This window comes from Pseudomonas sp. S30_BP2TU TE3576 (genome assembly GCF_050436025.1).
GTDB lineage: Bacteria > Pseudomonadota > Gammaproteobacteria > Pseudomonadales > Pseudomonadaceae > Aquipseudomonas.
In genome coordinates, this window is record NZ_JBNDLK010000001.1 from 370,086 (window position 1) to 390,223 (window position 20,138).

At 61.4% G+C, this 20,138-nt stretch carries 18 protein-coding genes; 15 read left to right on the forward strand and 3 right to left on the reverse strand.

The window, feature by feature from the left end:
• Positions 1–286 precede the first annotated feature (286 nt).
• The 7 genes from ABIA48_RS01535 to ABIA48_RS01565 all read left to right on the forward strand — a co-directional run bounded on the left by ABIA48_RS01535 (position 287) and on the right by ABIA48_RS01565 (position 5,644).
• Positions 287–733, forward strand: coding sequence for a DUF411 domain-containing protein (locus ABIA48_RS01535; protein ID WP_429486730.1), 447 nt, complete (start codon positions 287–289; stop codon positions 731–733).
• Positions 733–1,167, forward strand: coding sequence for a YqaA family protein (locus ABIA48_RS01540; RefSeq protein ID WP_429486731.1), 435 nt, complete (start codon positions 733–735; stop codon positions 1,165–1,167). The genes ABIA48_RS01535 and ABIA48_RS01540 overlap by 1 nt, the downstream gene beginning before the upstream one ends.
• Before the next feature lie 252 nt (positions 1,168–1,419).
• The gene (locus ABIA48_RS01545) at positions 1,420–2,445 is read left to right on the forward strand and encodes an alpha/beta fold hydrolase (protein WP_429486733.1); all 1,026 of its coding nucleotides are present in this window, start codon (positions 1,420–1,422) and stop codon (positions 2,443–2,445) included.
• 13 nt (positions 2,446–2,458) lie between these two features.
• Positions 2,459–3,412: a D-2-hydroxyacid dehydrogenase family protein gene (locus tag ABIA48_RS01550; protein WP_429486735.1), complete on the forward strand. Its 954-nt coding sequence runs from the start codon at positions 2,459–2,461 to the stop codon at positions 3,410–3,412.
• A 379-nt stretch (positions 3,413–3,791) separates the two neighbouring features.
• A complete protein-coding gene (locus ABIA48_RS01555; RefSeq protein WP_429486737.1) occupies positions 3,792–4,334 on the forward strand; it encodes a tetratricopeptide repeat protein in 543 nt (180 codons plus the stop codon).
• A gap of 66 nt (positions 4,335–4,400) precedes the next feature.
• Entirely contained in the window at positions 4,401–4,883 is a 483-nt protein-coding gene (locus ABIA48_RS01560; RefSeq protein WP_429492767.1) for an RNA polymerase sigma factor, read from the forward strand.
• Positions 4,883–5,644 carry a transcriptional regulator gene (locus tag ABIA48_RS01565; RefSeq protein WP_429486738.1) on the forward strand — a complete coding sequence of 254 codons (762 nt, stop codon included), beginning with the start codon at positions 4,883–4,885 and terminating at the stop codon, positions 5,642–5,644. The genes ABIA48_RS01560 and ABIA48_RS01565 overlap by 1 nt, the downstream gene beginning before the upstream one ends.
• 314 nt (positions 5,645–5,958) lie before the next feature.
• Here the strand turns inward: ABIA48_RS01565 and ABIA48_RS01570 are convergent, their stop codons facing one another.
• Both ABIA48_RS01570 and ABIA48_RS01575 read right to left on the reverse strand, forming a co-directional pair.
• On the reverse strand, positions 5,959–7,257 hold the full coding sequence (locus ABIA48_RS01570; RefSeq protein ID WP_429486740.1) for an ATP-binding protein: 1,299 nt from the start codon (positions 7,255–7,257) through the stop codon (positions 5,959–5,961).
• A 4-nt stretch (positions 7,258–7,261) separates the two neighbouring features.
• Entirely contained in the window at positions 7,262–7,963 is a 702-nt protein-coding gene (locus ABIA48_RS01575; protein ID WP_429486742.1) for a response regulator, read from the reverse strand.
• 293 nt (positions 7,964–8,256) lie between these two features.
• Here ABIA48_RS01575 and ABIA48_RS01580 point away from each other — a divergent pair, with 293 nt between their 5' ends.
• The 8 genes from ABIA48_RS01580 to ABIA48_RS01615 all read left to right on the forward strand — a co-directional run bounded on the left by ABIA48_RS01580 (position 8,257) and on the right by ABIA48_RS01615 (position 18,848).
• A complete protein-coding gene (locus tag ABIA48_RS01580; protein WP_429486743.1) occupies positions 8,257–9,414 on the forward strand; it encodes an efflux RND transporter periplasmic adaptor subunit in 1,158 nt (385 codons plus the stop codon).
• A gap of 15 nt (positions 9,415–9,429) precedes the next feature.
• A complete protein-coding gene (locus tag ABIA48_RS01585) occupies positions 9,430–12,528 on the forward strand; it encodes a multidrug efflux RND transporter permease subunit (protein ID WP_429486745.1) in 3,099 nt (1,032 codons plus the stop codon).
• A 183-nt stretch (positions 12,529–12,711) separates the two neighbouring features.
• On the forward strand, positions 12,712–13,353 hold the full coding sequence (locus ABIA48_RS01590) for a DUF1345 domain-containing protein (RefSeq protein WP_429486746.1): 642 nt from the start codon (positions 12,712–12,714) through the stop codon (positions 13,351–13,353).
• A 161-nt stretch (positions 13,354–13,514) separates the two neighbouring features.
• Positions 13,515–14,540, forward strand: a complete 1,026-nt coding sequence (locus ABIA48_RS01595) for a LacI family DNA-binding transcriptional regulator (RefSeq protein WP_429486748.1) — start codon at positions 13,515–13,517, stop codon at positions 14,538–14,540.
• A 145-nt stretch (positions 14,541–14,685) separates the two neighbouring features.
• The gene (locus ABIA48_RS01600) at positions 14,686–15,468 is read left to right on the forward strand and encodes a sugar phosphate isomerase/epimerase family protein (protein ID WP_429486750.1); all 783 of its coding nucleotides are present in this window, start codon (positions 14,686–14,688) and stop codon (positions 15,466–15,468) included.
• Entirely contained in the window at positions 15,461–16,447 is a 987-nt protein-coding gene (locus ABIA48_RS01605; protein ID WP_429486751.1) for a sugar kinase, read from the forward strand. The genes ABIA48_RS01600 and ABIA48_RS01605 overlap by 8 nt, the downstream gene beginning before the upstream one ends.
• 103 nt (positions 16,448–16,550) lie before the next feature.
• Complete coding sequence (locus ABIA48_RS01610) at positions 16,551–17,849, forward strand: MFS transporter (RefSeq protein ID WP_429486752.1); 1,299 nt, start codon at positions 16,551–16,553, stop codon at positions 17,847–17,849.
• Between the two features lie 21 nt (positions 17,850–17,870).
• Positions 17,871–18,848: a 2-hydroxyacid dehydrogenase gene (locus ABIA48_RS01615; protein ID WP_429486753.1), complete on the forward strand. Its 978-nt coding sequence runs from the start codon at positions 17,871–17,873 to the stop codon at positions 18,846–18,848.
• A 62-nt stretch (positions 18,849–18,910) separates the two neighbouring features.
• Here ABIA48_RS01615 and ABIA48_RS01620 read toward each other — a convergent pair whose 3' ends face one another.
• Positions 18,911–20,098, reverse strand: a complete 1,188-nt coding sequence (locus ABIA48_RS01620; RefSeq protein WP_429486755.1) for a pyridoxal phosphate-dependent aminotransferase — start codon at positions 20,096–20,098, stop codon at positions 18,911–18,913.
• Positions 20,099–20,138 lie beyond the last annotated feature (40 nt).

Genomic DNA, 20,138 nt, shown 5'->3' on the forward strand with positions numbered 1-20,138 from the left:
TGAACCGGGGGAACACAGATAACGAAATATCTGTAGGAGCTGCCGAAGGCTGCTCCTACAGGGGAACGTGTACACCACCAACAAAATACGCCATCCATGAGACCGCAATCGTCAGCCTCCGGTATTTCAACCTGACGATTTTGTAATGCCCCCCTCATCTGCCTGACAGCGATGATCTAGCATCATTGAACAGCGGATTTCTGTAGCAATTCGAAATACTCCATGAATGCCTGACCGGAAAAAGTGGTCAGAATGCGTTTTTTGCCCGTTAGCCGAGACAAACCCCATGCGAAACCCTCTGCGTCTGATCGCCCTGAGCGCCCTGTTCATTTCCTCCCTGGCCCAGGCCGCCGACCTCATCCCGATCGAGGTTCATCGCGACGCCAATTGTGGTTGCTGCAAAAAATGGATCACTCATCTGCAAGCCAATGGCTTCAAGGTCGATGACCACGTCGAAGCCAACATGAGTGAGTTCAAGCAACAGCACGGCGTGCCACCACGCCTGGCGTCGTGCCACACGGCATTGATCAACGGCAAATTCGTCGAAGGTCATGTCCCGGCCGACCAGGTCCTGGCCTTGAGCAAGCGCGACGATCTGCTGGGCATCGCTGCGCCCGGCATGCCCATGGGTTCGCCCGGCATGGAAATGGACGGTATGAGCGATGCCTATCAGGTCATTGGCCTGAAAAAGGACGGCACTGACGTGGTGGTCGCGGACTATCCCGCCCATTGATGGTCGGCGCGTACCTCGGGCTGTTTTTCGCCGCATTCGGTGCTGCCACGCTGCTGCCGTTGCAATCCGAAGCGGTGCTGGTGGGACTGTTGCTCAGCGACCGCTACTGGCTATGGGGGCTGCTGGCGGTGGCGACAGTCGGCAACGTTCTGGGTTCGCTGCTTAACTGGTGGCTGGGGCGCGGGATCGAGCGGTTCCGCGACCGGCGCTGGTTTCCGGTGAGCCCCCGGCATCTGGAAAAAGCCCGGCTTCATTACCAACGCTATGGCCATTGGTCATTGCTGCTCAGTTGGCTACCGGTGATCGGCGATCCGCTGACGCTGGTCGCCGGTGTCATGCGCGAGCCGCTGGGGCGCTTCCTGCTGATCGTCGCCCTGGCCAAAGGCGCACGCTATGGCGTACTGGCCGTGGCGACGCTGGGCTGGATGAGTTAGTTCACCCTTTGTAGCAGCTGCCGAGCCCGCGAGGCTGCGAAGCAGTCGTAAAATCAGTCATTGCGGTACGTCAGGAAAACCGCGTCAGCTGGACTCACGACGGCTTCGCCGCCGAACGCAGCCTCGCGGGCTCGGCAGCTGCTACAGATCGCATTACCGCTTAACTGACTGGCATAAGCGGCGATTGCCTGTGTTTAATGTCGACCTAATCGACTCGATCCAGCATCGGCGGACTTTCTATGGAGCTATCCCATGTCGCGCCCCTTCCCCCGCTGGTTATCCGGCCTGCTGCTGACCGCTGCCTTGCCCGCCATCGCCCACGCCGAAGGACCGGCGTACGGCCCTGAGCTGCAAGGCTTCGATTACCCCTACACCCTCAAGCACTTCACGTTTGAATCCCAAGGCCAGGCCCTGCAAATGGGTTACATGGACGTCGCCGCCCACGGCAAGGCCAACGGTCGCAGCGTGGTATTGATGCACGGCAAGAATTTCTGCGCCGCCACCTGGGACAGTTCGATCAAAGCCCTGAGCGACGCCGGTTACCGTGTCATCGCCCCGGACCAGATCGGCTTCTGCACCTCCAGCAAACCGGCGCACTATCAGTACACCTTCCAGCAATTGGCGACGAACACTCAGCAGTTGCTCAAAACCCTGGGCATCCAGAAAGCGACCTTGCTGGGGCATTCCACCGGCGGCATGCTCGCCACCCGCTATGCCCTGCTATTCCCCGAACAGGTCGAGCAACTGGCGCTGGTCAATCCCATCGGCCTGGAAGACTGGCAAGCCCTCGGCGTGCCCTATCGCACAGTTGATCAATGGTACGAGCGCGAACTCAAAGTCAGCGCCGACGGCATCCGCAACTACCAACGCGACACCTATTACAGCGGCCGCTGGAAGCCGGAATTCGATCGCTGGGTCGACATGCTCGCCGGCCTGAATAAAGGCCCGGGGCATACGCAAGTCGCGTGGAACTCGGCGCTGATCTACGACATGATCTTCACTCAACCGGTGTACTACGAATTCCAGAATCTGAAGATGCCGACCCTGCTGTTGATCGGTACGTCCGACAGCACCGCCCTCGGCAGTGACATCGCGTCACCCGAGGTCAAGGCGAAGCTCGGGCACTACGACGTCCTCGGCAAACAAGTGGCCAAGCTGATTCCCCAGTCCACGCTGGTCGAATTCCCTGGCATGGGCCACGCGCCACAGATGGAAGAACCGGAAGAGTTCCACCAGGCCCTGCTCGCCTGGCTTGACAAGACCCACCCCGTGCGCTGAAGAGGAAAGGCTGATGCCGGTGCAGATTGCAGTGATTGATGATTGGCAGGATGTGGCGCGCAATGTAATGGACTGGTCGGTGCTGGAGAGCATCGGCCAGGTGAGTTTTCTCCATGACTACCCGACCGACAACCCGTCCCTGGCCGAGCGCCTGGCCGGGTTTGAGGTGATCTGCGTGATGCGCGAGCGCACCCGTTTCGATGAAGACCTGCTGCGCCGCCTGCCGAAACTCAAATTGCTGGTGACCGGCGGCATGCGCAACGCGGCCCTGGACCTCAAGGCCGCCGCCGCGCTGGGTATTCAGGTCAGCGGTACCGACAGCTACAAACACGCCGCGCCGGAGCTGACCTGGGCGCTGATCATGGCCGCGACCCGCAATCTGGTGGTCGAAGCCGGCGCCCTGCGTGCCGGCCAATGGCAACAACGCCTGGGTGGCGACCTTCATGGCAAGACGCTGGCCATCCTTGGTCTGGGCAGTATCGGTCAGCGTGTCGCACAATTCGGTCAGGTTTTCGGCATGCGCGTCATCGCCTGGAGTGAAAACCTCACGGCCGAACGGGCGGCACAAGTCGGTGTGACCTATGTCAGCAAGCAGGAACTGTTCGAACAGGCCGACGTGCTGTCGGTGCACCTGGTGTTGAGTGATCGCAGTCGGGGTCTGGTGGACGCACAAGCACTGGGCTGGATGAAACCCACGGCGCTGCTGGTGAACACCGCTCGCGGACCGATTGTCGATGAGGCGGCGCTGATCAAGGCGCTACAGAAGCAACGACTGGCCGGTGCCGCACTGGATGTCTTCGAGCATGAGCCACTGCCCGCCCACCATCCTTTCCGGACCCTGGACAATGTGCTGGCGACACCCCATGTCGGGTATGTGAGCCAACAGAACTACCAGCTGTTTTTTTCGCAAATGATCGAGGACATTCAAGCCTGGGCGACGGGCGCACCGATTCGTCTGCTGAGCTGATACCAAGTCATCGCTCATCGTCGGGAAAACCCCATGTGGGAGCGGGCTTGCTCGCGAAGGCGGAGTGTCAGGCAGCATTAATGTTGATTGACCCACCGCCTTCGCGAGCAAGCCCGCTCCCACAGGGATCTTCAGCGCACACGCTAAGTAAGGCACAAAACCATGCCTGCGCCCCGATATGAGCTTTCCTTGAAAACACCGCCAGAACGTAGTGAATAATTGTTCATGCTGCGGTGTTCTCAAGACAACAACCATGGACATGACATTGCCGGGGCAGACAGCCCCTTCAATTGTTCATGCCGTTTGCTGGCTCAACCATGCGCTGCATGTGGCAGGGCGCGATCTGATCTGAAACGCATGACCCTATGGAGCATTGCCCATGAATATTCGTTTTGCTGTTCTGATGACCCCACTGTTGCTGGCCGTCGCGTTGTCCGGCTCCCTCGCCCTGGCCAACGGTGGTGGCGGCGGTGACGACATGCCCAGCAGACCCAGCTGCCCGAAAGGTCAGGTGCTCGATAGTAAATCCAAGCGTTGCGTCAGGCAGACCAGCAACCTGGTGCCGGACGAAGACCGCACCAACTATGCCTATCAACTGGCCAAGGACGGGCGTTATGAAGAAGCCCTGGCCCTGCTCGACACGCTGAAACAACCGAACACGGCAAAAGCGCTGAACTATCGCGGCTACGCTACGCGTAAACTAGGACGCACCGACGAAGGCATCGGCTATTACCTGCAATCGGTGAAACTCGACCCGCAGTACGCGCAAGTCCGCGAATACCTCGGCGAGGCCTATGTGATCAAGGGCCGGCTGGATCTCGCACAAGAGCAATTGCAGCAGATCAAAGCTATCTGCGGCAACACTCAATGCGAGGAGTATCAGGACCTGGCCGAAGCCATCAACGGATCATCGAAAACCTGACAACCCGAGCGGACGGAGGTCGCCATCGCCAGCGATCAGGCAATACGAACGGAACTGAACCAGCATCTGGCGCGTTTATGGCGCTACGGCCTGTTGCTGTCCCGGCAACGGCATGTCGCCGATGACCTGGTGCAGGCCACTTGTGTGCGTGCACTGGAACGGGCCGGGCAATACGTGCAGGGGACGCGCATGGACCGCTGGCTGCTGAGCATTCTGCATTCGATCTGGCTCAACGAAATCCGCGCCCGGCGGGTGCGTCAAGGGCAGGGCTGCGTGGACGCCGATGAGGCCTTGTCGTTCGATGGTGAGTCCGTGGCGCAGACCCACGTGTTGGCAGCGCAGGTGATCCGCCGCGTCGATGCGTTACCCGAGACCCAGCGCGAAACGGTGTTTCTCGCCTACGTCGAAGGTTTGTCCTACCGCGAAGTCGCCGAAGTGCTGCAAGTGCCCATCGGCACGGTCATGAGTCGCCTGGCCGCCGCACGAGCAAAACTGGCCGAATATCCGCCGTTGCACACGGTGCCCAACCCCAACCGAGGAGAACATTGATGAACGCGAGACCCTCGGACGAACAACTGGTGGCTTACCTCGACAACCAACTCGATACCGAGCAGCGCTCGCGCATCGACGCGGCCATCATTGCCGATCCGATACTCGGACTGCGCCTGCAATGGCTGGATCGCAGCAGCCTGCCGTTCAAGGACGCCTACGATGAACTGGCCCGACAGGCGCCGGTGGATCGCCTGCAAGCCATGCTCGCCACGCTGCCCTCACCCGCCCGCCCCGCGCTCAACCGGCGCTGGTTCCTCGCCGCCGCGGCCGGACTGCTGGCCGGCGGTGTGCTCGCGGACCGTTTATTCCTCGGCTGGCAAGCGAGTCAGCAGACACACAGCTGGCGCGGTCTGGTGGCCGATTACATGGCGCTCTACGTACCTGAGACCCTGGATCACTTACCCAGTGATGACGCCGCGCAACGGGCACAACTGCGGACCATCGATGCGCGCCTGGGCCTGGACCTTGCGCCGGCAAACCTGAGCCTGCCCCGTGCCGAGTTCAAGCGTGCACAAATCCTCGAGTACGACGGCGCGCCCATCGCCCAGATCACCTACCTCGACCCGGTGCATGGGCCTATGGCGCTGTGCGTCACACGATCCAATAGCGGCAGCCGCCATTTCGCCAGCGAACGGCGGCGCGAGCTGAACATCGTGTATTGGGCCGACATGGAGCACGCCTGGATGCTGATCGGGCGTCAGCCAATGGCGGATCTGGAGGAAATGGCCAAGCTGTTGCGCTCACGCTTGAGTGTCTGATGCTGTGTAGCAGCTGCCGAGCGTGCGAGGCTGCGTTCGAGGACGCAGTCCTCGCACCCCCTGAGAGTGCGGTTTACCTGAGTCTGCGACTGCTTCGCAGCCGAACGCTGCCTCGCAGGCTCGACAGCTGCTACGGATAACCGCACAGTGTGGTCGATGTTGCTTGAGTGTCTGATTTTACGTAGCAGCTGCCGAGCGTGCGAGGCTGCGTTCGAGGACGCAGTCCTTGCAGCCCTTGAGCGTGCGGATTACCTGAGTCTACGACTGCTTCGCAGCCGAACGCTGCCTCGCAGGCTCGACAGCTGCTACAGGACTCAAACCAACGTCGGCAACCACAACCGAAACCTCGCCCCGCCCAGCGGTGAGGCTTGCACCGTCAGCGTGCCGCCCTGGGCCTCCAGTGCGCGGCGGCTGATCGCCAGTCCCAGACCGAAGCCGCCCGTGGCGCGGTCACGACTGCGGTCGAGGCGGTAGAACGGTTCGAAGATCCGCTCGCGCTCATCATCCGGAATGCCGATGCCGTCATCGTCGACCCGGATTTCACAGCCGCCGGCATAGACTTGCACACCGATCTGAATACGCTTTTCGCAGTAGCGCATGGCGTTGCGCAGCAGGTTTTGCAGGGCCCGGGCGGTCAGGCGCGGGTCCAGGCTGAAGCGTTCGAACTGGCCGTGGAGCAATACGTCGATGACCGTGTCCGGGGATTGTTCGTCGTCGATGCTGCCCAGAATGCTGTCAATGAATTCGTCTAGCGACACCTCGACTTGCTCCGGCACCCGCGCCGGGTTTTGCAGGCGGCTGTAGGACAGCAACTCCAGCACCAGTTCATCGAGCTCACGAATGTGATCGACCAATCCTTGCAGGCGTTCGCGACTGGTGGCCGGCAAGTCATCGGACAGGGCCAGCGCCAGGCCGAAGTCCAGGCGTGTCAACGGTGTGCGCAGTTCATGGGAGACTGCGTTGAGCAGATCGCGCTGCTGGTTCAACAGGTTCTCGATATCGCCGGCCATGGTGTCGAAGACATTGGCCAGACTGCCGATGTTGGAACTCGGGGCAATCTGCGTGCGCTCGCTCAAGTGGCCCTTGCCGAAGCGTTCCGCCGCGCTTTTCAGGCGTTCCAGGTCGCGCCAGTGCGGGCGCAACCACAGCAACAGGCAGGCGAGCATGGTCGCGCCGATCAGCACGTTGATGCTCCAGTACAACAGGCTGACGTCCATCGGGTCCGGCGGCACCACCATTTGCACCACCGTGTGCTCGTTCAGTGGTGCCACTGCCAAAGTGCGCCAGCCCCAGTCGCCGATCCGCACAACGTTCTCGCCGCGCTGCAATCGCTGCTGCTCATCAAGGGAAAAATCCGCATCGTCGTTGCCGCTAAGGACGATGTGCAGCGGATGAAACTCCTTGTCCATGTCTGCGGCCAAGACCGGCCATTGTTCGGTCGGCACGGCCTTGAACTGTTTGACGATCAGGGTTTGCAAGCCTCGGGAATAATCGAGGTTGTAGGTCATGAAGCGCTCATGAAAGACCTTGATCACCAGATCCGGCACCAGATAAATCGCCGCGCTGAATGAGACGATGGTCACCAGGTACAAACGAAAGAGGATTCTGAACATCGGCTCAGCATTCCCACTCGGAACGACTGAACAGGTAACCCTTGCCCCACACGGTCTTGATCTTGCGCGCCTCGCCGGCGTGATCGTCGAATTTGCGCCGCAACTTGGAGATCGCCACGTCCACCGAACGGTCGGTGCCATTGAATTCGATGCCGCGCAGGCGTTGCAGGATCTTGTCGCGGCTCATCACTTCACCGGCATGCCGGGCCAGTACCACCAGCAGGTTGTACTCACCGCTGGACAGTTCCACCATTTGCTGGCGCCAGGTCACGGCGCGTTCGGACAGATCGATGCACAGGTTGCCCATCAGAATGCGGTCATTGGCGGTTTGCGGCTCGCTGAGGCTGCTGCGGCGCAGCAAGGTCCGCACCCGGGCCAGCAGCACCCGCGGTTCGCAGGGCTTGGTCACGTAGTCGTCGGCGCCCATTTCCAGGCCCAGTACCTGGTCGTGGCTGTCGTCGCGGGCGGTGAGCATCAGGATCGGCAAGGTCGCGGAATCGGCGCGCAACAGGCGACAGACCTGCAAACCGTCGAGGCCAGGCAGCATCAGGTCGAGGATCACCAGGTCCGGCGGATTGAGCCGTGCACGTTCACGCACATGATCACCGCGACCGATCACGCTGACGGAGTAACCGTTGCGTTCCAGGTAGCTGGCAATCAGTTCGGCGAGGGCGGTGTCGTCTTCGACCAGGAGGATGTTGGGCATTGGGTGTTTCCAGAAAGAGCCGTGGCGCCAGATGAGCCGCTATCGCGAGCAAGCTCGCTCCCACAGTGGTTGGTGGTGTTCACAACATGTGTGTTCACATCAAATCCCTGTGGGAGCGAGCTTGCTCGCGATAGCAATCTATTTGGCGCAATAGAAATCAAGGACTGAAGGATATACGCCCTCACCCACACATGAGTAAAACCCTTACACAATTTCACACAGCACCAACAAAGCTTCACCGCTACCCTCGCCTTCGCCCGGTAGGATGCCGGGAGTCTTTAATGGGGTATTACATGTCGAAGAATCTGCTTGCCAGGCTCAGCCTGATTGCACTGGCGTTGACATTGGCTGCGTGTGACAAGTCCTCGAACGCCGAGGAGCAGGCACCGCTGGCCACGGTGCGCATCGAAACCATCGAAGCGCGGCCACTGACCATCAGCAGCGAACTGAGCGGGCGGATTGCCGCACCGCGCATGGCCGAAGTGCGTGCCCGTGTGGCCGGCGTAGTCTTGCAGCGGACCTTCCGTGAAGGCAGTGATGTGAAACAGGGCGATGTTTTGTTCCGCATCGACCCGGCGCCATTCAAGGCTGACCTGGACAGCGCCGAAGCGGCGTTGCGCAAGGCCGAGGCCAACGCGTTCCAGGCCAGATTGCAGGAACAGCGCTACGCCCAGTTGATCGACGACAAGGCCATCAGCGGTCAGGATTACGACAACGCCCGGGCCAATGCGCGGCAGACCGCCGCCGATGTTGCCGCCAGTAACGCTGCCGTGGAACGGGCCAAACTGAATCTTGGTTACGCCACCGTCACCGCGCCGATTTCCGGGCGCATCGGCCGGGCGCTGGTCACCGAAGGCGCGCTGGTCGGGCAGAACGAAACCACGCCGTTGGCGTTGATTCAGCAGTTGAACCCGATTCATGCCGACCTGACCCAGTCCACCCGCGAACTCAACGAACTGCGCCGCGCCTTCCGTTCCGGCCAGTTGCAGCAGGTCGGCCAGGACCAGGCCAAGGCCACGCTGATTCAGGACGACGGCAGCCTCTACCCGCTGCCGGGCAAAATGCTGTTCAGCGACATCACCGTCGACCCGGGCACCGGCCAGATCATCCTGCGCAGCGAGTTCCCCAACCCCGACCTCGACTTGCTGCCGGGCAGTTTCGTCCGTGTACGCCTGGAACAAGCGGTCAACCAGCAAGGCATCAGCGTGCCGCAACGGGCCATCCAGCGCGACAGCGCTGGCATCGCCCAAGTGCTGCTGCTCGACACTGAACAGAAAGTCGGGCAGCAACCGGTCGAACTGGGCGCCGTGCAGAACGATCGCTGGATCGTCACCGCAGGCCTGAAAGCGGGCGACCGCATCGTCATCGAGGGCCTGCAACACGCCCGCGTCGGCGAAAAAGTACGGATCGACGACACCCCTCTTCCACTTGCCCAGGTGACTGGTCAGTAAGCAGGATGCTTTTTTATGCCGCAGTTCTTTATCGACCGCCCGGTATTCGCCTGGGTGGTTGCCCTGTTCATCCTGCTGGCCGGTGCGCTGGCCATTCCGCAACTGCCGGTGGCGCAATACCCCGATGTCGCGCCGCCACAAATCGAAATCTACGCCGTGTATCCGGGCGCTTCGGCGCAAACCGTGGACGAGAGCGTGGTCAGCCTGATTGAAGAAGAACTCAACGGCGCCGATCACCTGTTGTATTTCGAGTCCCAGAGCAGCCTGGGCAGCGCCACCATCAAGGCGACCTTTCAGCCCGGCACCAACCCGGAACTGGCACAGGTCGATGTGCAAAACCGCCTGAAAGCCGTGGAGTCACGCTTGCCGCAAGCGGTGACCCAGCAAGGTTTGCAGGTAGAGAAAGTCTCCTCCGGTTTCCTGCTGTTGATCACCCTGACGTCCAGCGACGGCAAACTCGACGACGTAGCGCTCAGCGATTACCTGGCGCGCAACGTGATGAACGAGATCAAGCGTCTGGACGGCGTCGGCAAGGCACAGTTGTACGGTGCCGAGCGGGCGATGCGGATCTGGATCGACCCGCAGAAACTGATCGCCTTCAACCTGACGCCGGCGGACATCAACGCCGCCATCGTGGCGCAGAACGCCCAAGTGTCGGCAGGCAGCATCGGCGATCTGCCAACCCGAACCACCCAGGAAATCACCGCGACCATTCTGGTCAAGGGGCAGTTGTCGACCCCCGAAGAGTTTGCCGACATCGTCCTCAAGGCCAACCCGGATGGTTCTACCGTACGCATCGGCGATGTGGCACGGGTCGAGATCGGTAGCCAGGAATACCAGTTTTCCACGCGCCTGAACGGCAAGCCGTCCACCGCCGTCGCCGTGCAGTTGTCGCCCGGCGCCAACGCGCTGAACACCGCGACCCTGGTGCGGGCGAAAATGGATGAGCTGTCGCGCTACTTCCCGGCGAACGTCGAATACAAGATCCCGTACGACACCTCGCCCTTTGTCAAAGTGTCGATCACCAAGGTCGTCTACACCCTCGGCGAGGCCATGCTGCTGGTGTTCGCGGTGATGTTCCTGTTCCTGCAAAACATCCGCTACACGCTGATTCCGACACTGGTGGTGCCGGTGGCGTTGATGGGCACTTTTGCGACGATGCTGGCGCTCGGGTTTTCGATCAACGTGCTGACCATGTTCGGTATGGTGCTGGCCATCGGCATTCTGGTGGACGACGCCATCGTGGTGGTGGAGAACGTCGAGCGGATCATGGCCACCGAGGGCTTGGCGCCCAAGGACGCCACGCGCAAGGCCATGAAGCAGATCACCGGGGCAATCATCGGCATCACCCTGGTGCTGGTCGCGGTGTTCATTCCGATGGCCTTCATGCAGGGTTCGGTCGGGGTGATTTACCAGCAGTTCTCGCTGTCGATGGCCACCTCGATCCTGTTCTCGGCATTCCTCGCCCTGACCTTGACCCCGGCCTTGTGCGCGACGTTGCTCAAGCCGATTGCCAAAGGCGAGCACCATGAAAAAACCGGTTTCTTTGGCTGGTTCAACCGTCGTTTCGAGCAACTGACCGGGCGCTATCAAGGCTGGGTCGCCTATGCGCTGAAACGCAGCGGGCGCTTTCTGCTGATCTACGGCGTACTGCTGGTGGGTCTTGGCGTGTACTTCAGTCGCCTGCCCTCTTCGTTCCTGCCGGTGGAAGACCAGGGTTACACCATCACCGACATTCAGCTACCACCGGGGGCGAGCAAGAACCGTACGGTGCAGGTGGCCGAGCAGGTTGAAGCGCACAACGCCGGGGAACCGGGCATTCGGGACAGCGTGGTGATTCTCGGTTTCAGCTTCTCCGGCAGCGGGCAGAATGCGGCGCTGGCGTTCAGCACGCTGAAAGACTGGTCCGAGCGGGGCAGTGACGATTCGGCCGGCTCGATTGCCGACCGGGCCAACGTCGCCCTCAGCCAGATCAAGGACGCGGTGACGTTTGCCGTACTGCCGCCGCCTGTCGATGGCCTCGGCACCTCCAGCGGTTTCGAATTCCGCCTGCAGGATCGCGGCGGTCTCGGTCATGCGAAGTTGATGGAGGCCCGTACCGCGTTACTCGCGGCGGCCGAAAAAAGCCCGATCCTGATGAACGTGCGCGAAAGCGCCCTGGCCGAGGCACCGCAGGTGCAACTGATCGTCGACCGCAAACAGGCCAACGCGCTGGGTGTGTCTTTTGCCGACGTCGGCAACGTGCTGTCCACGGCCGTAGGCTCGGCCTACATCAACGACTTTCCCAATCAGGGGCGGATGCAGCGCGTCGTGGTGCAGGCCGAGGGCGACCAGCGCAGCCAGGTGGCTGACCTGCTGAAGATCCACGTGCGCAACACCCATGAAAAAATGGTGCCGTTGTCAGCCTTCGTGCAGGCCACGTGGACTCAGGGCCCGGCGCAGCTGACCCGCTACAACGGCTACCCGGCGATCAGCATTTCCGGTGAGCCGACGCCGGGCCACAGCACCGGTGAGGCCATGGCCGAGATCGAGCGTCTGGTGGCGCAAGGCCCGGCCGGCCTGGGCCAGGAATGGACCGGTTTGTCATTGCAGGAACGTTTGTCCGGCAGTCAGGCGCCGATCCTGCTGGGGCTGTCGCTGTTGATCGTGTTCCTGTGCCTGGCGGCGTTGTACGAGAGCTGGTCGATCCCGACCTCGGTACTGCTGGTGGTGCCGCTCGGTGTGCTCGGAGCGGTGCTGGCCGTGACCTTGCGCGGGATGCCCAACGACGTGTTCTTCAAGGTCGGGCTGATCACCATCATCGGCCTGTCGGCGAAGAATGCGATCCTGATCATCGAGTTCGCCAAGAGCCTGTACGACGAAGGCCACGACCTGATCGACGCGACCCTGCAAGCGGCACGCCTGCGGTTGCGGCCGATTGTCATGACCTCGCTGGCGTTCATCCTTGGCGTGGTGCCGTTGGCGATCGCGACCGGCGCCAGTTCGGCGAGCCAGCAGGCCATCGGCACCGGGGTGATCGGCGGGATGATCACGGCGACTCTGGCCGTGGTATTCGTGCCGGTGTTTTTTGTGGTGGTGATGAAACTGGTGCGCAGGCGCCATAAAAACATCTGATCAACACCACTGTCCCAATGTGGGAGCGGGCTTGCTCGCGAAGAGGCCGTCACATTCGACATCCGTGTTGATTGACAGTCCGCCTTCGCGAGCAAGCCCGCTCCCACAAGGGATCTCCGTGATTTCAAGATTGTGCCCACCTGGGCTAAGGTGTTGGCATAGCCCCAACCCCATCGAGCCTCCATGTCCTTCCTCACCCGCACCCACCCTCGCCTGTCCGCCGCCATCCTGCTCGGCATCGCGGTGGGCATTCTGGCTCCGGCCGATTCGCTGATCAGCAAGATCCTCTTCGGTTGGAATGCCGGCGTCTGGATCTACCTGCTGTTGATGTTCTGGCTTACCGTGCGTTCGAAAGCGACTGACGTAAAACGCATCGCCGAAATCGAGGACGAAAACGCCGGGCTGGTACTGGCACTCGTGTGCATCGCGGCATTGGCCAGCCTGGCGACCATCACCTTCGAACTGGCTGGCAGCAAAGACCTGGAAACCACGCGCAAGCTGTTGCACTACGGCTTCACCGCCCTGACGGTGATCGGCTCGTGGCTGCTGATCGGGGTGATTTTCAGCGTTCATTACGCGCGACTGTTCTACACCTGGAGCGGCAAGGAGCCGGCATTGCGCTTTGCCGAAGGCCTGACGACCCCCAATTACTGGGACTTCCTGTATTTCTCCTTCACCGTCGGCGTAGCGGTGCAGACCTCGGATGTCGGCGTGGCGACCCGGGAGTTGCGCAAGATTGTACTGGCGCAATCGTTGATCGGTTTTCTGTTCAACACGGCGATCCTTGGATTCTCGATCAACATTGCCGCCGGGCTGTTCAACTGACAGCTGCACAAACGTTCTAGTCATCGTCCTGAATCCGCCCGTCGGTATAAATCGACTCGGGGGCTTGACGAGGCATTGGGTTTTGGTGTCTTCTGAAACCGGTTTCAGCGCTATCTCACGAAGCGCTTGGCCTTATAAATCCAATAAGAAGGTTTCAAACCGTGAACGATTTCTCCGCCGCCCAGCGCAGCCGCGTGACCATGCTCGACGTGGCCGAACACGCCAAGGTTTCCAAGGCCAGCGTTTCGCGGTTCATCGGTGAAGACCGCGCCCTGCTCTCCGATGCCATTGCCCAACGCATCGAGCAGGCGATTGCTGAATTGGGCTATCGCCCGAACCAGATGGCCCGCGGCCTCAAACGCGGGCGCACCCGTCTGATCGGCATGCTGGTGGCCGATATCCGCAACCCTTATTCAATTGCCGTGATGCACGGGGTGGAAACCGCCTGCCGTCAGCACGGCTATAGCCTGGTGGTGTGCAACACCGACCGCGATGACGAGCAGGAGCGTCAGCACCTGGCCCTGCTGCGCTCCTACAACATCGAAGGCCTGATCGTGAACACCCTCGGCCATCACCGTGACGAGTTGCACGAACTGCACCGGGAAATGCCCCTGGTGCTGGTGGACCGCAAGGTCGAACACCTTGAGAGCGACATGGTCGGGCTGGACAATCCGGCAGCCGTTGAAATGGCCCTCGCCCATCTTGAAGAGCGCGGTTATCGCGATGTGTTGCTGGTCACCGAACCGTTCGATGGCACCAGTTCGCGGATCGAACGGGTTGGCAGTTTCAAGGCGCAAATTGCCCTGCGCCCGGCCCTCCATGGCAGCATCATCGAAACCGGCAGCGAACTGACCGCACAACTTAAAACCTTTCTCGACACGCCCGGCCCTGGCCCGAAAGCGCTGTTTTGCGCGAACGGGATTGCGGCGCTGGCCTGCACCCATGCGTTGCGTGAGCTCAAGTGCAAGCTGTTCGAGGATGTGGGTCTGATTGCTCTGGATGATCTGGATTGGTATCCGTTGGTGGGTAGCGGGATAACCGCACTGGCCCAGCCGACCACCGAGATTGGCGCCAGTGCGTTTGAGTGTTTGCTCAAGCGGTTGCGCGGGGATGACGGGGCGGTGAGGACTTTGGATTTTTCGGCGCGGTTGATTGTTAGAGGGTCGACCTTGGGGAACTCTCGGTGAATGTTATGGCCTCTTCGCGAGCAAGCCCGCTCCCACAGGGGGAATGCACTCCTCTGTGGGAGCGGGCTTGCTCGCGAAGGGGCCATCAAGATCACCCACTATTTTTTTGAACAAAAATGAAACCGGTTTCAGAGGTAAAACAACAATGAACAAACCAGCTGTTTCCATCAGCCTGTCGAGCTACGGCGCCGACCTTGTGCGCCAACGCGGCCAAGGCAGTTTCATCAAAATACTGGCCGCCGCCGGCGCCACGCGCATCGAATGGCGCGAAGAATTGCTGACCGGCGAAGTGCCCGCGCAACTGGCGGAGGTGACCCGGGCCGAGGGCCTGGAGAGTGTGTATTCCTCGCCGATGGAACTGTGGCTGGCTGGTCAACCGAAGCCCAACCCTGAACTGATCCGCGCCCTGCCACGCGCCGAGGCGTTCGGCGCCAAATGGTTGAAAGTGTCGCTGGGTTATTTCACTGACAACTGCGACCTGCAAACCCTCGCCCGAGTGCTGGACGCCAGCCCCGTGCAGTTACTGGTGGAAAACGACCAGACCTTGCACGGCGGTCGCATCGAGCCGTTCCAGCGTTTTTTCGCGGACGTCGAACAGCACAAGCTGCCGATCAAAATGACCTTCGATATCGGCAACTGGCGCTGGCAGGACCAGTCCGCCGCCAGCGCTGCGCGCCTTCTCGGACGCCATGTCGGCTATGTGCACTGCAAAGCGGTTACGCGTCGCGCCGACGGCAAGCTGGTCGCCATCCCGCCGACCGCCAGCGACTTGCAACAGTGGGAGCAGCTGCTGCGACACATGGCCCAAGGCGTTATGCGTGCCGCGGAATATCCGCTACAAGGCGATGACCTGGTGCAACTGACCCGCGAACATGTGGCCGCCCTCGCCCACCTCGGCCAATCGCAGTTGGAGAGCGCTCATGTCTGAGATCGATATCCTCTCGTTCGGCGAGACCATGGCGATGTTCGTCGCCGAGCAGGCGGGTGATCTGGCCGAGGTCAGCGCTTTCCACAAACGCATCGCCGGGGCTGACAGCAATGTTGCGATCGGTTTGTCGCGGCTGGGTTTCAAAGTGGCGTGGTTGAGCCGGGTCGGGGCCGATTCGTTGGGTCGGTTCGTGGTCGATACTCTGGAAAAAGAAGGCCTGGATTGCCGTCACGTCGACATCGACACCACCCACCCGACCGGTTTTCAACTCAAGTCCCGCACCGACGATGGCAGCGATCCGGTGGTCGAGTACTTCCGCCGTGGTTCGGCGGCCAGTCACCTGTCACCGCACTCGATCGTGCCCCAATTGCTCAAGGCCCGGCACCTGCACGCCACCGGCATTCCCCCGGCGCTGTCGGAAACGGCCCGGCAGATGTCGTTTGAATTGATGACCTGCATGCGCGATGCCGGGCGCAGCGTGTCCTTCGACCCGAACCTGCGTCCCAGCCTGTGGGCCAGCAAGCAACAAATGATCACCGAGATCAACCGCCTCGCCGCCCTCGCCCATTGGGTGCTACCCGGGTTGAGCGAAGGGCGCTTGCTGACCGGCTTTGAAGACCCGGCCGACATCGCCGCGTTCTACCTCGACCAGGGCGCTGAAGCCGTGGCGATCAAGCTGGGGCCGCACGGCGCTTACTACCGCACGCGCCTGGATGCCGGTTTCGTCGCCGGGGTGCCGGTGGAAACGGTGGTCGATACGGTGGGTGCCGGCGATGGTTTTGCCGTGGGCATGATCAGCTCACTTCTGGAAAACCATAGCTTTGCCGATGCCGTGAAGCGCGCCAACTGGATTGGCAGCCGGGCGGTGCAGAGTCGGGGGGATATGGAGGGGTTGCCGACTCGAGCCGAGATGGATGTCGAATTTGAGGCCGCCTTCGCGAGCAAGCTCGCTCCCACAGGGGATTTATGTCGAACGTAGATCCAATGTGGGAGCGAGCTTGCTCGCGATGAGGCCAGTACAGGCACTGAAGATCCAACCGTTACCTGCTGCGACAAAAACAACAAGCTCAGGAGCACCACTCATGAAAACCGCAACGCTCGCCACCCGCCGCTGGTGGTACATCATGCCCATCGTGTTCATCACCTATAGCCTGGCGTATCTGGATCGCGCCAACTACGGCTTTGCCGCCGCCTCCGGCATGGCCGCCGACCTGATGATCACGCCGGGCCTGTCGTCGATGCTCGGCGCGCTGTTCTTCCTCGGCTACTTTTTCTTCCAGGTGCCTGGCGCGATCTACGCGCAGAAACACAGTGTGAAGAAGCTGATTTTCGTCAGTCTGATCCTCTGGGGCAGCCTCGCGACTTTGACCGGTATCGTCTCCAACGCCTATTGGCTGATCGTCATTCGCTTCATGCTTGGCGTGGTTGAGGCCGCGGTGATGCCAGCGATGCTGATCTATCTGTGCCACTGGTTCACCCGTGCCGAACGCTCGCGGGCCAACACCTTCCTGATTCTCGGCAACCCGGTGACCATGCTCTGGATGTCGGTGGTCTCGGGCTATCTGGTGCAGCACTACAGCTGGCGCTGGATGTTCATCGTCGAAGGTTTGCCAGCGGTGTTGTGGGCATTCATCTGGTGGCGCCTGGCCGATGATCGCCCGTCACAAGCCAAGTGGCTCAACGACCAGGAAAAACAGGACCTGGAAAGCGCACTGGCCGCCGAACAGGTCGGCATCAAGGCCGTGAAAAACTACGCCGAAGCGTTCCGCTCACCCAAAGTGATCATCCTGGCCCTGCAGTTTTTCTGCTGGAGCATTGGCGTCTACGGCTTCGTGTTGTGGCTGCCGTCTATCCTCAAGGCTGGCGCGCAGATGGACATGATTCAGGCCGGCTGGCTGTCGGCGCTGCCGTACCTGGCGGCGGTGATCGGCATGCTGCTGGTGTCCTGGGGTTCGGACAAACTGCAAAAACGTAAACGTTTCGTCTGGCCACCACTGCTGATTGCTTCGATTGCCTTCTATGGTTCCTACGCCTTGGGTGCTGAACACTTCTGGTGGTCCTACACCCTGCTGGTGATTGCCGGCGCCTGCATGTACGCGCCTTACGGACCTTTCTTCGCAATCATTCCGGAGATCCTCCCGGCCAACGTCGCGGGCGGTGCCATGGCGCTGATCAACAGCATGGGCGCCCTCGGTTCCTTTGGCGGCTCCTGGCTGGTCGGTTACCTGAACAGCTCCACCGGCTCGCCTGGCGCCTCGTACCTGTTGATGAGCGGCGCGCTGATGTTCTCGGTGCTGCTGACCATTTTCCTCAAGCCCGGCGCCAGCGATCGGGAGCGGCCCGCAGCCACGGTAACGCGCACCGCCACGGCACATTCCTGAATTGAAGTTGAGATCTCGAAGATGAAAAAGCAGGTCGTCCTGTACAAGAAACTCTCGCCGCTGCTGATGGCTCGCCTGCACGAGCTGGCCGACGTGACGCTGATCGAAAGCCTTGATGCCGAGGGCCTGGGCAAACTGCGCGATGCCCTGCCCCGCGCCCACGGCTTGCTGGGTGCCAGCCTGAAACTGGACGCCGAGCTGCTCGATCTGGCACCTGACCTTCAAGCCATTGCCAGCGTCTCGGTGGGTGTCGATAACTACGACATCGACTACCTGACCAAGCGGCGCATCCTGCTCAGCAACACGCCGGACGTGCTCACCGAAACCACCGCCGACACCGGTTTCGCCCTGATCCTGGCAACGGCCCGGCGCGTAGTGGAATTGGCAAATATGATTCGCGAAGGCAATTGGACCCACAACATCGGCCCCACGCATTTCGGCAGTGACGTGCACGGTAAAACCCTGGGCATCATTGGCATGGGTCGCATTGGCGAGGCGCTGGCCCAGCGCGGGCACTTCGGTTTCGGCATGCCGGTGATTTATCACAGCCATTCGCCAAAACCGGCTGTGGAGCAGCGTTTCAATGCGCAATACCGGACCCTGCCCGAACTGCTGCAACAAGCGGACTTCATCTGCCTGACGCTGCCACTGACCGCGGATACCGAAGGCCTGATCGGCGCCGAACAGTTCGCCCTGATGCGCCCGCAGAGCATCTTCATCAACATCTCCCGGGGCAAGGTAGTGGACGAAGCGGCGCTGATTGAAGCCTTGCGTGCGGGACAGATTCGCGCGGCGGGACTGGATGTGTTCGAGCGCGAGCCGTTGAATCCCGACTCGCCACTCTTACATCTGGACAACGTGGTAGCGACACCGCACATAGGCTCGGCGACCCATGAAACCCGGGAGGCCATGGCCAAGTGTGCGGTGGACAATCTATTGGCAGCACTGGCGGGTGAACGGCCGGTGAATCTGGTGAATGGAGCGGCGTGGCGAGGCTGAGGCAGCCTCCCCTGTAGCAGCTGGCGCAGGCTGCGCCAGCTGCTACAGGGCGAGTGGTGGCATCAGGCGCGGCGTGCTTCGAGCGCGTCCGTGGCACACAGCGCGATGCGTCGGCAGGCATCCGCCAGTTTCTGCTGGTCTACCACCAGACCAATGCGGATGTGTCCCGCCACACTGGGCCCAAATGCTTCCCCCGCCAGCACCGACACGCCATAGTCCTCCAGCAGTCGCTCGGCGAAGTGCTGGGCCGACAAACCAGTCTGGCGTACATCGGCCATCACGAACATGCCGCCATCGGGCCGAACCGCATGGATACCGGGGCATTGCTCCAGGCTGGCGCACACCAGGTCGCGACGCTGGCGATACTCCTCGCGCATCAGCGCCACTTCCGGCAGGTCTTGTTCAAGGGCCAGTTGCGCGGCGTTCTGAACGAAATCCGGAATGCCGAACAGCATGCACAGCGACAGATTCACCAAGTGTTCGCACAAGGATTCAGGCCCGATCACCCAGCCCACCCGCCAGCCGCTCATGGCGTGGGACTTGGACAGGCTGTTGATCGTCGCCGTGCGTTCGGCCATGCCTGGCAGGCTCGCCGGGCTGATGTGTTCGCCTTCGTAGAGCAAATCGCTGTAGACCTCGTCACTAATCAGCCACAGGTCATGGCGAACGCACAGCGATACCAACGCTTTCCAGGTCGCCAGCGGCAGGCTGGCACCGGAAGGATTGTTCGGACTATTGAGTAGAATCGCGCGGGTCTTGGGCGTGATGGCTGCCGCCACGTCAGCCGGATCGACCCGAAAGCCGTTTTGCGAGCGCACCGCCACCGGCACCACTTTGGCCCCGCAGGCGCCGAACACGCCTTCGTAGGTCACGTACATCGGTTCGGCGACAATCACTTCGTCACCCGGATCGAGCAGGCATTGCGCAACCGAATACACCGCGCACTGCGCCCCCGGAAACACGATGACATTGTCGCCACCCACCGCTTGACCACTGCGCTGGCGATGACGTCGCGCGACGCTGTCGCGCAGCCCTTGACTGCCGCGCACCGCCGGATAGTGGGTGTCACCGGCCAGCAAGCTGTCGATGGCAGCGCGGACGATAGGCTGCGGGGTGTCGAAATCCGGGTCACCGATCGACAGCAGCAAGACATCGACGCCCTGCTCGCGCAACGCCAGCGCTCGATCGTGAATCTGCCAGGCCGCCGCTCCGTCTCCGGCGATTCGTTGAGTCAAGGCTGAATAGCGCATGTCGTTCTCCTGTCGCGCGGGTGCTCCAGCCTCAACCCTA